Here is a 12953-nt window from a genome sequence, read left to right on the forward strand (position 1 = left end):
TAGTTGGGTAAGTGTCTGAAAGGGGTTTTGAGTGTAAACCAGAAACGTTTTTAGACGTATTGGCCGCAGGGGCCGCGCGAGTTAGTTTGGGCTTACAGCTTTTCTGCGACAGGCAGAGTCGGATTGATTAGTGCACGAAAAGGATCGGTTGATGCCCGAAACACTTGCGGAAAAACTGGAAAAATCAAACCTAGGCCATTGGATGGCGCGCTACGAAAGCTTTATGGTTTTTGTAGGCGTCGTCGGACCATTTGCGACCCTGCCGCAACTGATGAAGCTCTATTTTACGCATACAGAACACGCGACTGGCCAATCGTTGGTGTCATGGTCGCTTTATGCTGCTGTCTCTTTCCTGTGGTTCGCTTACGGTCTGGTTGTGGGAAAGCTTCCGATCTATGTCGGCAATGGCATCTCAATGGTTCTAAACATTTTGATGGTCATCGGGATTCTGATTCACGCCGGGGTCACGTTCTAAAAAGCGTCGTGCGTAGAAAAACCGCGCCAAACGGCGCAGTTCGTTACCTTTCACTTCGGGTCTAGGCGCAGAAGTACATAGAACTGGCGCTGTGTCACACAGGACTCAAAAACTGCCGCCTTTGCGACGTACCGCTCAGATTGCGACAATCTGAGCCGTCCACGACTAAGTTATTGCCGTTTCTTTGACTGCTTTCCTGTCAGACGAGGCTGCGGGGCCGGCTCAGGCTCCGGGTCGGGGTCTTCACCCATCACCGGATTTTCGGCAAGCATCGCCGCGGTCACAGCCTCCATATATTTCTGAAGCAGAATAGGGGGATCTGCAGGTGCCAATTTGATGGTCAATCTGCTCGCGCCTTCCTGGCTGTATGCGTAGCGAGAGGAATAGCTGGCATTGACCTGTGCGGCCACCGGCCCCCAGCCGCCTTTGACGGATGCACTGCCTGACTTTTCCTTTTGTTTCGTCATCGAGATCGCCATTTTCACTTCGATCTCAGCTTCCTGAACAGCATAAAACGCGGGAAGAAAGCCCATCGAAACAAGGCTGAATTCTTTGCCGGGTCCACTTGGGTTGGACAGGTCGGGCAGCATAATCTTTTGGTCGGCCATGTATTTGGCGACATCGGTCGAATGACGATCCAGTTCTGATTGCGACTCGGCTACGGAAAGGGCCAGTTTCTGAACCATTTCCGCAAATGGGACGTTTAGCAATTCCTGCCCGATACTCATCTTCGAACTCCTGTTCCAAATTCAGTCTACTTGATAATCTTTGTGGGGGACCGCCTCCTGACGGAAAATGTAACTTTTGAAGCGTTCTGGCTGATCACCTGCTTCTTTGCATTGGTCGCAATCTGGGCCGTTTCACCATCCTGGCCCAATCCAACGAAGGCTTCGACTTTCACGTTGTCGATGGTGAAATCGTCGCTGTCGTTAGATCCGGCCAGAATCTGTTCTCCCAGTGCTTGCGAGAATTTCTGGGCGTCGACGATCTGCGTGTCTTTATCGTCTGCCATCACCTCGGCGGCAGCACTGGCCAATGGGTTCGTCACGGGCGGCAAACCGGCCCCGACCATCATTTCACCGCCATTCTCCAACTCTTCGATCCTGTCTTCCAGGTCCGAGATGGTCTGCCTGAGTTCGTTTTCGCGTGTCTCCATGGCGGTCAGCCTGTCCGAAAGCGACTTGAGCAAAAGCGTAAACGCTTCGGGCATTTCGGTAACCCGAACTTCCATCGGTTGCTTTCGATCAGGTTTAGCCATCTTCGGGCCTGCCGGTCTCATCCTCGTGAACGGGTCCGGGGACAAAACGCATGCGCATGGTGGACGCGCTTTTTGAGTCGAGCGTATCGGTCTGCGTCAGCTTGGGACCCCAAAGAAAGCTGAACAGCCTGTCTTCTTGCCCTTGCTCGCTGGACATTTCCATGACCACTTTCAGCTCAACGTCGACATCTTGCATATGATAAAAGACAGGCGGTATGCCCATGTCGCGCAGTTCTTGCGGATAGTTCTTTAGTGCTTCCAACTGGTCTCGGCTCAGTTGTTCCGCAGCCTGGGCAACGCTTTTGCCAATATCGGCAACCATGTCCGTCAGCGTTGTCCCAAATACCGCATTAGGGTCATCGTTGGCCAAAACAGACCTCCTGACATCATAAAACAGTCAAACGTTAACACGAGAACGACTTATAACAATGAGAAATGTCAGTCTAAGACTTAGCCGCTTTTACTCATCGAATTACCGCAGTAGCGTACGTGCGGCAGACTCACCATTTGCAGGTTGATTTCAGGCACAAAAAAACCGCGCTGAAAGGCGCGGTTCTTTAAAAGATTTATGCAGTTCTTAGCCCTGACGCGCTTTGAACTTGCGCTGCGTCTTGTTGATCACGTAGACGCGGCCTTTGCGACGCACAATCCGGCAATCACGGTGCCGGTTCTTGAGCGAGCGGAGCGAGTTCTTGACCTTCATGGTCTGTCTCCAATCTGCGGCGCCTTCATCAAAGACGTGGCCAGCGCCTGGGTTAGTCGGGTGCCCCGGAAGACCGGAACAGTGAATAGATGGTGGGCGGTACAAGGATCGAACTTGTGACCCCTTCGATGTCAACGAAGTGCTCTACCGCTGAGCTAACCGCCCACTTTCCCTTTGCGTGCCCAGCCCCATAACGAAATGGGGCGCGGATACCCGCGCCGGTAGCGGGGTCTATAAAAGGAGTCGTTCAGGGGTTCAAGGGGTTTGGAAGAACTATTTTCCGGTCTATGTTGATTGCGAACGCGGAGGGATCATGCAGAACACAGCCTATGTCTTGGATATGCCCGAAAACCGAACCTCTTGTGTGGTTTTTTCATCTCCGCACAGTGGGCGAGAGTATCCTGAGGCTTTTCTGAAACGTTCGGTGCTGAATCAAAATGTGATTCGGTCATCGGAAGATGCCTTTGTGGATCAACTGTTTGCACCTGCGGCCGAACATGGAGCGCCCTTCATCAAAGCGGCCATGCCCCGTGCATATCTGGACTTGAATCGCAGTCTGGATGAACTGGACCCGGCCCTGATCAGCGGTGCGCGCAGACATGGGCACAATCCGCGCGTCGCTTCTGGGTTGGGGGTGATTCCCCGCGTCGTGGCCAACGGTCGTGCAATCTACAGCGGAAAGCTGACCATGGATGAAGCACGTTTGCGTATCGATACGTATTGGCGTCCCTATCACGCAAGATTGAAATCCCTGCTGGCCGAATCGCATGAGACATTTGGTCAGGCAATTCTGGTGGATTGCCATTCGATGCCGCATGAGGCGGTCTCGATGGCCGGCACGGCGCGCAGCAAACGTCCAGATATTGTTCTGGGCGATCGGTTTGGCGCGTCAGCGTCTTCCGAAGTCGTGGACCTTGTTGAATCGGCCTTTGCTGCGGCGGGATTGAACGTGGCGCGAAACGCGCCCTTCGCCGGTGCCTATGTCACCCAGACCTACGGTCGTCCGGGGCGCCATCAGCACGCCATTCAGATCGAGATCGACCGCGCGCTTTATATGGACGAAGAGAAGATCGCACCAAACGCCAATTTTATGGCGTTTTCGAAACTCTTGCGGCAGGTGGTGCGCGAAATTGCCAGCATCGGGTCGGAACCGGTTCGCCTGGCGGCAGAGTAGCGTCAGCGCAGCGCGCGGCCTTTTACAATGGCATCCGAGCCAAACCTTTGTCGGATCTCGTCGGTGGCCCGTTCCGCCTGCGACCTGCGTGCAGCGCCGGGATCAAGCAGATCGCCCGAGATGTCGGCCTGATCTGCCGGGCACAGATCAGACAGACCACACCCCAATAGGCGGTAAGGCCCCTGATCGCCGACCTGATCAAACAACCCTTTTGCAGTGCGATAGATCCGGTCGGCGATCTGGGTTGCATCGCGAAGCGACACACGCCGGGTCAGGGTTTTGTGATTGGCTTTCTTCAGCTTGAGCGTCACTACCCGCCCCGCCAGATCCTTGGCTTTGGCCCGGTCCGAAACTTTCAGGGCCATGCGCCACAAATGCCCGTCCAGAATCTCGGGGTTGGCCGTGTCTTCGAAAAATGTGGTCTCATTGCTGATCGACTTCATCGGCTCATGGGCCGAGACACGTCGTTTGTCCTGCCCCCGGGCCAGATGCCACAGGCGATACCCCATTGCGCCGAAGCGTGCCGTCAGCGCCTCTTGATCCCAGCGCAGCAAATCGTTGAAGGTTCTTATCCCCGCCCGGTCCAGCGATTCTTGTGCCGCTGGGCCAATACCCCAGATCAGCCGCACGGGTTTGTCGTTTAGGAACGTCTCCGTTTCGGCCTTGCCGATCACCGAAAACCCGCGCGGTTTGTCGAGATCCGACGCAACCTTGGCAAGGAACTTGTTGTGGCTCAGCCCGATGGACCCTGTCACGCCCAATTCGTTTTTCATCCGTTTGACCAACCGGGCCAACATGATGGCAGGCGGAGCACCGTGCAGTCTTTCGGTGCCTGACAGATCCATGAACGCCTCGTCCAAGGACAGTGGTTCGACGACCGGCGTCAACTCATCCATCATGGCGCGGATGTCGCGCGACACTTCAGCATAAACGGACATGCGCGGTTTTATAACTACCGCGTCCGGGCAGAGTTGCAGCGCTTTGAACATGGGCATCGCGGAACGCACCCCCCGGATCCGGGCCACGTAACACGCCGTTGAAACGACGCCTCGCTTGCCGCCGCCAATGATAACGGGCTTGTCAGCAAGCTCGGGATTGTCGCGCTTTTCAACCGATGCATAGAAGGCGTCGCAATCCATATGAGCGATGGACAGGTCAAAGAGCTCGGGGTGCAACTTGACCCTGGGGCTGCCGCAGGCCGGACAGCGCCGTTCGTTTGTCAAAGGTGTCAGGCAATCTCGGCAAAGACCGGGCATCTGCGCCCTCATGCGTTCCGCAGTTGGCTTGGAGGTCACTTATACCAGCTTCGGTGCTGGATCAAAGGTCCGGTTTTGCGGTGTGGCCTTCCGAAAAGAAGCCCCCCGCTGCGTGGCGGGGGGAAGTAACGAACCTCAGGAAGAAGCGGTTCGTTGGGGAGTATTGCCCTCAGAATCGCTGAATTTCCCAAGTTTCGATAGGCCGATGACGGTTTTGTAAAAACTCGCAACTTGAATGTGTGTTTTCCGGCACAGGGACGATTTGGCGCGGTTTCCCCGCAAAGTGACGTAAGGTCAATTTGTTATCTGGCAAACCGAACGTGCAAACCTGACGAATTGATCTGGTTCAGTCAGTGAACTTTCAAAGAATTTAGCTCTGCCAGAACGGCTTCGGCAGCGGCTTTCGGGTCTTGTGACTGATAGATCGGACGGCCAACCACGATGTGATCTGCACCATCCAGAATCGCACTGGCTGGCGTAGCCACACGTTTCTGATCACCCAGCGCAGCACCGGCAGGTCGCACACCGGGGGTTACAATCAGGCGACCTTCGGCCTGGGGCAGGGCGCGGATCAGGGCGGCCTCCTGCGGGCTGGCGATGACGCCATCTGCTCCGGCTTCCAGCGCCTTGGCGGCGCGTTCGACAACCAAATCCTGCACGTCGCCGTCTTTCAGAAGGCTGGCGTCCAGATCGTCACGGTTCAGCGAAGTCAGGATCGTCACAGCGAGGATTTTCAGATCCTTGCCCGCCGCTCCCTCTTTCGCGGCGCGCACCACATGCGGGTCGCCATGCACGGTCAGGAAATCCAGATCGAACTGTGTCAGCCCACGCACGGCGTTTTCCACTGTGTTGCCAATGTCGAACAGTTTCATGTCCAGGAAGATGCGTTTGCCGTGGTCTTGTTTCAGTTCGTTGGCCAAAGCCAACCCACCACCGGTCAGCATACCCAAACCGATCTTGTAGAACGAGACGCTGTCTCCCAGCCGTTCAGCCATGGCCAGACCTTGCAGGGCATTGGGGACATCGAGGGCTACGATCAGACGGTCATCGGACATGGGGGCGCTCCTTTTTGGCAAACGTCTGCGTCCTAGCGGGTTCAGGCGGTTCTGTCCATCTTCGAAGCCGGGCGCGGGCACGTTCATTTTGTGCTATCGTGCCGGGTATTGAGCACTTGATTTCAGAACAAGGGACAGAAAATGAAAAAGCTGGTTGTGCTGGGCGTATTGGTTGCGCTGGCTGCATGTGACGAAACCCCACCCGAAACACCTGAAACAGGGGCTGCACCTGCACCGACGAATGATGATCTGCGTCTTGTGGGCGGCTACAGATCCGAGGGTGATTGGTGTCAGCTTACGGGCGAAACGGCCTTTACCGGCAATTTCCTGGATCACACGGCCGATCTGGTGTCATGCCCGACGGGAAGTGCGGCGGCGCAGTCTTTGGTGGATGATCTGGGTGCGATCCAGGTTGCCGAGACCGGGGGTTACACCGTTTACACCATACAGCGCGAATAGGCGTGATTTCTGCGCCTTAGCCTCTTGAACCGGAAAAGATATTTCCCAGATTGAATGTGAGGCTTCGACCGATATGTGCCGCCAAGCGGGCATGTCAAAACGGGGCGCTTGGAGAAGGAGAATATCATGGACTTGAACAAGTTCACCGAGCGGGCACGGGGATTCGTGCAAGCAGCGCAGACCATTGCGCTGCGCGAAGGGCACCAGAGGCTGGAGCCCACACATATACTCAAAGCACTGATGGATGACGATCAGGGGCTGGCCAGCAACCTGATCACACGCGCGGGCGGCGCGCCCAACCGCGTGGTCGAGGCGCTGGACGCCGCGATGGGGAAAATCCCTAAGGTCAGCGGTGACGCGAGCCAGATTTACATGGATGGCCAGACCGCCAAGGTTCTGGACGAGGCCACTAAGATTGCCACCAAGGCGGGCGACAGTTTTGTGCCGGTCGAACGCGTTTTGATGGCGCTGTGTATGGTGAAATCCAAAGCCAAGGAAGCTTTGGAAGCCGGAGCTGTTTCCGCCCAGAAACTAAATGAAGCGATCAACGACATCCGCAAGGGTCGCACCGCTGACACCGCTTCGGCGGAAGAGGGCTATGATGCGCTCAAGAAATACGCGCGAGACCTGACTGAGGCCGCGGCAGAGGGCAAGATCGACCCGATCATCGGGCGGGATGAGGAAATCCGCCGCTCGATGCAGGTTCTGTCGCGCCGCACAAAGAACAACCCGGTTCTGATCGGGGAACCCGGCGTCGGTAAAACCGCGATTGCCGAAGGTATGGCCCTGCGCATCGTCAACGGAGATGTGCCGGAATCGCTGAAGGACAAGAAGCTGCTGGCGCTCGACATGGGTGCGCTGATCGCTGGTGCGAAGTACCGTGGTGAGTTCGAAGAACGCCTCAAGGCCGTTTTGACCGAAGTGACCGAGGCCGCTGGTGAGATCATTCTGTTCATCGACGAGATGCACACACTGGTCGGCGCTGGTAAATCCGACGGCGCGATGGACGCTGCAAACCTGATTAAGCCTGCGCTTGCTCGGGGTGAGCTGCATTGTATCGGCGCGACCACGCTGGATGAGTACCGTAAATACGTTGAAAAAGATGCGGCACTTGCCCGTCGATTCCAGCCTGTAATGGTGACCGAGCCAACCGTCGAGGATACGATAAGCATCCTGCGGGGCATCAAGGAAAAGTACGAGCTGCACCACGGCGTGCGCATCTCGGACTCGGCACTGGTATCGGCGGCGACGCTCTCGCATCGCTATATCACTGACCGATTCCTGCCAGATAAAGCCATCGACCTTGTTGATGAGGCAGCGTCGCGACTGCGGATGGAGGTGGATAGTAAGCCCGAGGAACTCGATCAGCTGGATCGCCAGATCCTGCAGATGCAGATCGAGGAAGAGGCGCTGAAGCTTGAAGACGACGCGGCATCGAAAGATCGCCTGGAAACCTTGCAAAAGGATCTGGCCGACCTGCAGGAGAAATCCGCCGAGATGACGGCCCAATGGCAGGCCGAACGCGACAAGCTGGCCGGTGCCCGTGATCTGAAGGAACAGCTCGACAAGGCGCGCGCTGATCTGGAAATCGCCAAGCGCGAAGGCAATCTCGCAAAAGCCGGTGAGCTGTCCTATGGCGTCATCCCAGAGCTTGAGAAAAAGTTGACCGAGGCCGAAAACGCCGAAAGCAATGCGATGATGGCCGAGGAAACGGTGCGCCCGACTCAGATCGCTGCTGTGGTCGAGCGCTGGACGGGTATCCCGACCTCGAAAATGCTGGAAGGTGAGCGTGAGAAGCTGCTGCGGATGGAAGACGATCTGCATTCCCGCGTGATCGGTCAGGATGCGGCGGTCACTGCTGTTGCCAACGCCGTGCGTCGTGCGCGTGCGGGCCTGAATGACGAAGGTCGCCCGCTGGGTTCGTTCCTGTTCCTCGGGCCTACCGGCGTGGGGAAAACTGAGCTGACCAAGGCCGTGGCGAACTTCCTGTTCGATGACGACAACGCGATGGTGCGTATCGACATGTCCGAGTTCATGGAGAAACACGCGGTCGCCCGTCTGATCGGTGCCCCTCCGGGCTATGTCGGTTATGACGAAGGCGGTGTGCTGACCGAAGCCGTGCGGCGTAGGCCCTATCAGGTTGTGCTGTTTGACGAAGTCGAAAAGGCGCACCCGGATGTGTTCAACGTGCTGTTGCAGGTTCTTGACGATGGTTTGCTGACCGATGGTCAGGGCCGCACCGTGGACTTCAAGCAGACGCTGATCATCCTGACGTCGAACCTTGGGTCTCAGGCGCTCAGCCAGTTGCCCGAAGGTGCGGACAGCGCGCAGGCACGACGGGATGTGATGGATGCGGTCCGGGCGCATTTCCGGCCGGAATTCCTGAACCGTCTGGACGAAACCATCATCTTTGACCGGCTCAAGCGGGCCGATATGGATGGCATCGTTGATATCCAGATGGCGCGTCTGCAGAAACGTCTGGCTGCCCGCAAGATCGAGTTGGCGCTGGACGACGGTGCCAAGGAATGGCTGGCCAACGAAGGCTATGATCCGGTCTTTGGCGCGCGCCCGTTGAAGCGCGTGATCCAGCGCGCGCTTCAGAACCCGTTGGCCGAAGCGCTGCTGGCCGGTGAGATCAAGGACGGCGAGACCGTTCCCGTCACCGCGGGTTCGGACGGGTTGATCATTGGCGATCGGCTGGGGACGTCAGACCGACCCCGCCCGGATGATGCCGTGGTGCATTAATTTCCCAACTCAGAAAACCCGCCATTCCGGCGGGTTTTTTGTTATTCTGACTTAGCCGTCCGCATTATTCGGCTAGGGCGCGCGTAACTAATACTGTTTGAACCTTTTTTGCGAGTGAATTTTCTTATGTCTCAGGATGACTCAAACCAGAGATTGGACAAGATTGAAGACGCAATTGTCTTGCTCACGGAACTATCCACGCCCAAACCAAAGACCTTTTGGGATCGGATTCCCACCGACAAAATTCGAGACGCCATCTACATCGTCGGTATCCCGGCCCTGCTGTTCACAACCTATCTGGAATTCGACAAGTTTTATCTCAGTCGCGAGGACATCCGGCTCGAGGAAAAGCGTAATACGGCTATATCGCGACTGGACCAGCTACAGGATATCAACAGCGAGATTTATCAGCTTCAGACTCAGGGCGATGAAAATGTCGCCTTTGCGCTGATCGAAGCGAAACGTGGTCAGATTGCGCGTTTGACTGACACCGTTTATTTGACCTGGGATGAGCAGCCCGAGATGCTGAAGCGTCACGACCTCAATGCGTTGGCAGAGGCATTGTTGGTGCAGAGTCGGACTGACGACGCGTTGCGAGTTGCCGGTACAGTCGAGGTGGATGATCTGAAACCGATCGACGCGATTGACCAGCAGATACTCAAGGCGCGTATTCAATTTGCGCAAGGTCCTGCCCATGACATTGAAGCCGCGCGGGAGCACCTGCGAGAGGCTGTTCCGCTTGTCGAGCAAATCGAACTATCGGGCAGCCAGTTTCTGATGCAGGAGAAAATGTTGCAGGTGCGTCTGATTAACGAAGCCTGGCTTGGGGAGCCCTGCGAGACTTTGGCGCCAATGGCGGATGCGCTGGCAGAGCTGAGGGCGTTTAATCTGGAAGCAGGCTCTGTTGAGGATCAGTACCAATCCGCAGTCACCGTGCGTGCGGTCAGGTCCAAATGCCGTCAATGAGAGAAAGAACACCACCGGGATGGTGGAGTTCTGTCAGTCGTCATTCAGTGAGTTCACACCAACGCAAAGATCCGCGCTGGGCCTCCTGTGCCGCCTGCATGTTTTGGTGCACCAATGACCAGTGTTGCACCGGATGTCGGCACCCGATCCAGATTGGCCAGGCATTCAATCCCAAACCGACCTGAGGGCAGCCATGCGTAGTGGGTGGCAAAATCTGCCGACATGCCGTGATCCAGCGACAGTGTATCCACCGCTATTGACCGCGCGCCGGTGTCCTCCATCAGCATCTGCGCCGCTTCGACATGAAAACCGGGATAGTGCTGCGCTTCGCCATCGAAGTTACGGAACCCGTCGGTTGCGGTCTTGCCGCCCCAACCTGAGTGCATCGCAACGCAGGCACCATCTGGGATGTCACCATTTGCTGCGATCCACGCTTTCAAGTCGTCCGGGGTGACACGTGTGTCTGCATCGTCTGCCGCGCGGGCGGCGATGTCCACGACGCACAATGGGGCCACCAGATCGTTGACCGGGATCTCATCCACCGAGGTGCCATCCGCCGAAAAATGCAGTGGGGCGTCGATATGGGTGCCGGTATGTTCATTGATCGAAAGGTTGAACAGGTTGAATCCGTGATCTGCAAAGTTGAAAGCCTGTTCAGCCGAAATACCGGGATCCCCGCCCCATGTCGGAAATTCCGGGCTGAGCGTGTGGGTCATGTCCTCGACACTGCCATGTCCTGCGGCTAGTGCCGCGGGGGCTGTGCCACCGGTTGCGACGGCGGCGACGCTTGTCGCAGCTGCAGCTTTGAAGAACCCGCGCCGAGACAGCATCCTGTCTTTGACGGCGCTCATTACACAGATGTCACACATAATTCTTCCTCCCTTTCTGCAGCGATACGGCTGCAATGGCAGGCAAGCAACGCGCAGGATCGCGTGAGATGCCTGCGTGACAGAGTGCAGTCCGGTAGGCGCTTTTGTAAAGGTTTCTGGAAAACAGCTCGGCCAAACCCGGTGCAAATAAGAGCTGAACAGGTAGAATTACTCTGGTCGTTGCAGGTGGCCTGAATTGAGAACGTTACAGTCACTTCGCTCAATCGTTACGCCTGTTTCGCTGGCGCTGTGCTATCAGCGCATTACGTCAATACAGACGTAAGTACCGAACGGAGACCCATATGGCGCATCGCTGGACTAATTCTTTGACACAAGCCGACGTCACCCCACAGGCGGCGTTCCTGAACCGGCGGCAGGTGATGGCCGGGCTGGCGGGTGTCGGACTGACCGCGATGGCGCGCCCGGCTGCAGCGCAAGACGCGTTAGAACCCAACACATGGGAAGAGATCACGACCTACAACAACTATTATGAGTTCGGGACCGGTAAAGACGATCCTGCCAAATATGCCGGATCTCTGGTGACTGAACCCTGGAGCGTCAAGATCGACGGTTTGGTGGATCGCCCGGGTGAGTATGACTTCAAAGACATTCTGTCAGAGATGACCATCGAAGAGCGGATATACCGTTTCCGATGCGTCGAGGCCTGGTCCATGGTTATTCCTTGGAACGGGTTTGAACTTGCCGACTTGCTGAACATGGCCGGCGTTCAGGAAGGTGCGAAATATGTCGCTTTCGAAACTGCATACCGTCCGGATGAAATGCCCGGAACCCGTTTCCCGATTCTCGAATGGCCCTATCGCGAGGGGCTGCGTCTGGATGAGGCGATGCACCCGCTGACGATCATGGCCACAGGAATTTACGGGAAAACGATCCCGAACCAGAATGGCGCGCCTTTGCGTTTGGTGGTTCCGTGGAAATACGGGTTCAAGTCGATCAAATCGATTGTGCGCATCACTCTGACTGACGTAGAGCCGCCCACAAGCTGGAACATGTCCAACCCCCGCGAATACGGATTCTACAGCAATGTGAATCCAAATGTAGATCACCCGCGTTGGTCACAGGCGTCCGAGCGTCGCATTGGGGGCGGTCTGTTTGCCAAACGAATCCCCACTCTCATGTTCAACGGCTATGAGGAAGAGGTCGCCAGCCTGTATGAAGGCTTGGATCTGACCAAAAACTACTAAGACCATGCAGGCCGTGAACCAGATATTCCGCCGTATTCCGGTATGGGCCGTTTACCTGCTTGGGGCGCTACCTGCGCCCTGGCTGTTCTATCTGGGCCTGACCGGGGGGCTGGGTATCGACCCGATCGAAGCGCTGGAACATCGCTATGGGGAACTGGCGCTGCAACTTTTGATCGCTGGTCTGGCAATCACGCCCCTACGCAGGTTTGCAGGTCTGAATCTGATGAAGTTTCGACGTGCGATCGGAGTGCTGACGTTCTCATATGTAAGCCTGCATCTTTTAGTTTGGTTGGTTTTGGATGTGCAGCTTCCCAGCCAGATCTGGGCGGATATTCTCAAGCGCCCCTATATCACAGTAGGCATGGCGGCATTTCTCCTCATGGTGCCGCTGGCGGTGACATCCAACAATTGGTCGGTGCGCAGGTTAGGACCGCGTTGGCGCAAGCTCCACCGTTTGGTGTACCCAATCGCGCTGTTGGGTGCCTTGCACTACGTGATGCTGGCCAAAGGGTTCCAGATCGAGCCGCTGGTCTATCTGACGATCATTCTCGTACTTCTTGCCCTGCGTTTGCCGATGCCACGACTCGTTTCCGGATCGAAGACGGCCGATTCAGCCTGATGCGGAAGCGAGTCTGTGGGTAACTGTGTGCATAAGGGTGCGGTGCTGCGAGTTTTGGGGTGTTGCAAGCAATTTCTGGCCCGTTCCCTCTTCTCTTCATCAGTCTAACCGGTTGATTTTGTTTAGGTATTTGGGTGTTTTCAAAAAACTTTTGGTTTTTTGTTTTTTT

Annotated in this window: 14 protein-coding genes and 1 tRNA gene; 7 read left to right on the plus strand and 8 right to left on the minus strand. The window is 56.4% G+C overall.

Going from position 1 to position 12953, the window contains the following annotated elements; translation table 11 throughout:
- Nucleotides 1-151 precede the first annotated feature (151 nt).
- Nucleotides 152-475, plus strand: coding sequence for a SemiSWEET transporter (locus ACR0EV_RS20060; RefSeq protein WP_480801728.1), 324 nt, complete (start codon nt 152-154; stop codon nt 473-475).
- 170 nt (nt 476-645) lie between these two features.
- Here the strand turns inward: ACR0EV_RS20060 and ACR0EV_RS20065 are convergent, their stop codons facing one another.
- The 5 genes from ACR0EV_RS20065 to ACR0EV_RS20085 form a co-directional block, all read right to left on the minus strand.
- Nucleotides 646-1203 carry a hypothetical protein gene (locus tag ACR0EV_RS20065; protein WP_480801729.1) on the minus strand — a complete coding sequence of 186 codons (558 nt, stop codon included), beginning with the start codon at nt 1201-1203 and terminating at the stop codon, nt 646-648.
- 26 nt (nt 1204-1229) lie between these two features.
- Nucleotides 1230-1733 carry a hypothetical protein gene (locus ACR0EV_RS20070; protein ID WP_480801730.1) on the minus strand — a complete coding sequence of 168 codons (504 nt, stop codon included), beginning with the start codon at nt 1731-1733 and terminating at the stop codon, nt 1230-1232.
- A complete protein-coding gene (locus ACR0EV_RS20075) occupies nt 1726-2103 on the minus strand; it encodes a hypothetical protein (RefSeq protein ID WP_480801731.1) in 378 nt (125 codons plus the stop codon). The genes ACR0EV_RS20070 and ACR0EV_RS20075 overlap by 8 nt, the downstream gene beginning before the upstream one ends.
- Before the next feature lie 207 nt (nt 2104-2310).
- A complete protein-coding gene (ykgO, locus tag ACR0EV_RS20080; protein WP_008755722.1) occupies nt 2311-2436 on the minus strand; it encodes a type B 50S ribosomal protein L36 in 126 nt (41 codons plus the stop codon).
- Nucleotides 2437-2526: 90 nt separating this feature from the next.
- A tRNA-Val gene (locus tag ACR0EV_RS20085) sits at nt 2527-2601 on the minus strand.
- A gap of 148 nt (nt 2602-2749) precedes the next feature.
- On the opposite strand from ACR0EV_RS20085, the gene ACR0EV_RS20090 reads away from it, so the two are divergent.
- Complete coding sequence (locus tag ACR0EV_RS20090) at nt 2750-3610, plus strand: N-formylglutamate amidohydrolase (protein ID WP_480801732.1); 861 nt, start codon at nt 2750-2752, stop codon at nt 3608-3610.
- 2 nt (nt 3611-3612) lie between these two features.
- Here the strand turns inward: ACR0EV_RS20090 and ACR0EV_RS20095 are convergent, their stop codons facing one another.
- Nucleotides 3613-4866 (minus strand): DNA polymerase IV, encoded by a 1254-nt coding sequence (locus ACR0EV_RS20095; protein WP_480801733.1) that lies wholly within the window; start codon nt 4864-4866, stop codon nt 3613-3615.
- A gap of 350 nt (nt 4867-5216) precedes the next feature.
- Entirely contained in the window at nt 5217-5921 is a 705-nt protein-coding gene (pyrF, locus tag ACR0EV_RS20100; RefSeq protein ID WP_480801734.1) for an orotidine-5'-phosphate decarboxylase, read from the minus strand.
- 141 nt (nt 5922-6062) lie between these two features.
- Here pyrF and ACR0EV_RS20105 point away from each other — a divergent pair, with 141 nt between their 5' ends.
- The 3 genes from ACR0EV_RS20105 to ACR0EV_RS20115 all read left to right on the plus strand — a co-directional run bounded on the left by ACR0EV_RS20105 (nt 6063) and on the right by ACR0EV_RS20115 (nt 10091).
- Nucleotides 6063-6380 (plus strand): hypothetical protein, encoded by a 318-nt coding sequence (locus ACR0EV_RS20105; RefSeq protein WP_480801735.1) that lies wholly within the window; start codon nt 6063-6065, stop codon nt 6378-6380.
- 126 nt (nt 6381-6506) lie between these two features.
- The gene (clpB, locus tag ACR0EV_RS20110; protein ID WP_480801736.1) at nt 6507-9125 is read left to right on the plus strand and encodes an ATP-dependent chaperone ClpB; all 2619 of its coding nucleotides are present in this window, start codon (nt 6507-6509) and stop codon (nt 9123-9125) included.
- A 126-nt stretch (nt 9126-9251) separates the two neighbouring features.
- Nucleotides 9252-10091 (plus strand): hypothetical protein, encoded by an 840-nt coding sequence (locus tag ACR0EV_RS20115; protein WP_480801737.1) that lies wholly within the window; start codon nt 9252-9254, stop codon nt 10089-10091.
- 53 nt (nt 10092-10144) lie between these two features.
- Here ACR0EV_RS20115 and ACR0EV_RS20120 read toward each other — a convergent pair whose 3' ends face one another.
- Complete coding sequence (locus ACR0EV_RS20120) at nt 10145-10960, minus strand: cyclase family protein (protein WP_480801738.1); 816 nt, start codon at nt 10958-10960, stop codon at nt 10145-10147.
- A gap of 302 nt (nt 10961-11262) precedes the next feature.
- Here ACR0EV_RS20120 and msrP point away from each other — a divergent pair, with 302 nt between their 5' ends.
- Together msrP and msrQ are read left to right on the plus strand one after the other, a co-directional pair.
- Nucleotides 11263-12165 (plus strand): protein-methionine-sulfoxide reductase catalytic subunit MsrP, encoded by a 903-nt coding sequence (msrP, locus tag ACR0EV_RS20125; protein ID WP_480801739.1) that lies wholly within the window; start codon nt 11263-11265, stop codon nt 12163-12165.
- Nucleotides 12166-12169: 4 nt separating this feature from the next.
- Nucleotides 12170-12784, plus strand: a complete 615-nt coding sequence (gene msrQ, locus ACR0EV_RS20130; RefSeq protein ID WP_480801740.1) for a protein-methionine-sulfoxide reductase heme-binding subunit MsrQ — start codon at nt 12170-12172, stop codon at nt 12782-12784.
- Nucleotides 12785-12953 lie beyond the last annotated feature (169 nt).

This window comes from Ruegeria sp. CF8 (assembly GCF_056537285.1).

Excerpts from the sequence above, each read along its gene's own strand:
- ACR0EV_RS20105 (WP_480801735.1), top strand. The coding sequence starts at position 6,063 with ATGAAAAAGCTGGTTGTGCTGGGCGTATTGGTTGCGCTGGCTGCATGT.
- msrQ (WP_480801740.1), top strand. The coding sequence starts at position 12,170 with ATGCAGGCCGTGAACCAGATATTCCGCCGTATTCCGGTATGGGCCGTT.
- msrP (WP_480801739.1), top strand. The coding sequence starts at position 11,263 with ATGGCGCATCGCTGGACTAATTCTTTGACACAAGCCGACGTCACCCCA.
- pyrF (WP_480801734.1), bottom strand. The coding sequence starts at position 5,921 with ATGTCCGATGACCGTCTGATCGTAGCCCTCGATGTCCCCAATGCCCTG.
- ACR0EV_RS20095 (WP_480801733.1), bottom strand. The coding sequence starts at position 4,866 with ATGCCCGGTCTTTGCCGAGATTGCCTGACACCTTTGACAAACGAACGG.
- ACR0EV_RS20060 (WP_480801728.1), top strand. The coding sequence starts at position 152 with ATGCCCGAAACACTTGCGGAAAAACTGGAAAAATCAAACCTAGGCCAT.
- clpB (WP_480801736.1), top strand. The coding sequence starts at position 6,507 with ATGGACTTGAACAAGTTCACCGAGCGGGCACGGGGATTCGTGCAAGCA.
- ykgO (WP_008755722.1), bottom strand. The coding sequence starts at position 2,436 with ATGAAGGTCAAGAACTCGCTCCGCTCGCTCAAGAACCGGCACCGTGAT.
- ACR0EV_RS20065 (WP_480801729.1), bottom strand. The coding sequence starts at position 1,203 with ATGAGTATCGGGCAGGAATTGCTAAACGTCCCATTTGCGGAAATGGTT.
- ACR0EV_RS20115 (WP_480801737.1), top strand. The coding sequence starts at position 9,252 with ATGTCTCAGGATGACTCAAACCAGAGATTGGACAAGATTGAAGACGCA.
- ACR0EV_RS20120 (WP_480801738.1), bottom strand. The coding sequence starts at position 10,960 with ATGTGTGACATCTGTGTAATGAGCGCCGTCAAAGACAGGATGCTGTCT.
- ACR0EV_RS20070 (WP_480801730.1), bottom strand. The coding sequence starts at position 1,733 with ATGGCTAAACCTGATCGAAAGCAACCGATGGAAGTTCGGGTTACCGAA.
- ACR0EV_RS20090 (WP_480801732.1), top strand. The coding sequence starts at position 2,750 with ATGCAGAACACAGCCTATGTCTTGGATATGCCCGAAAACCGAACCTCT.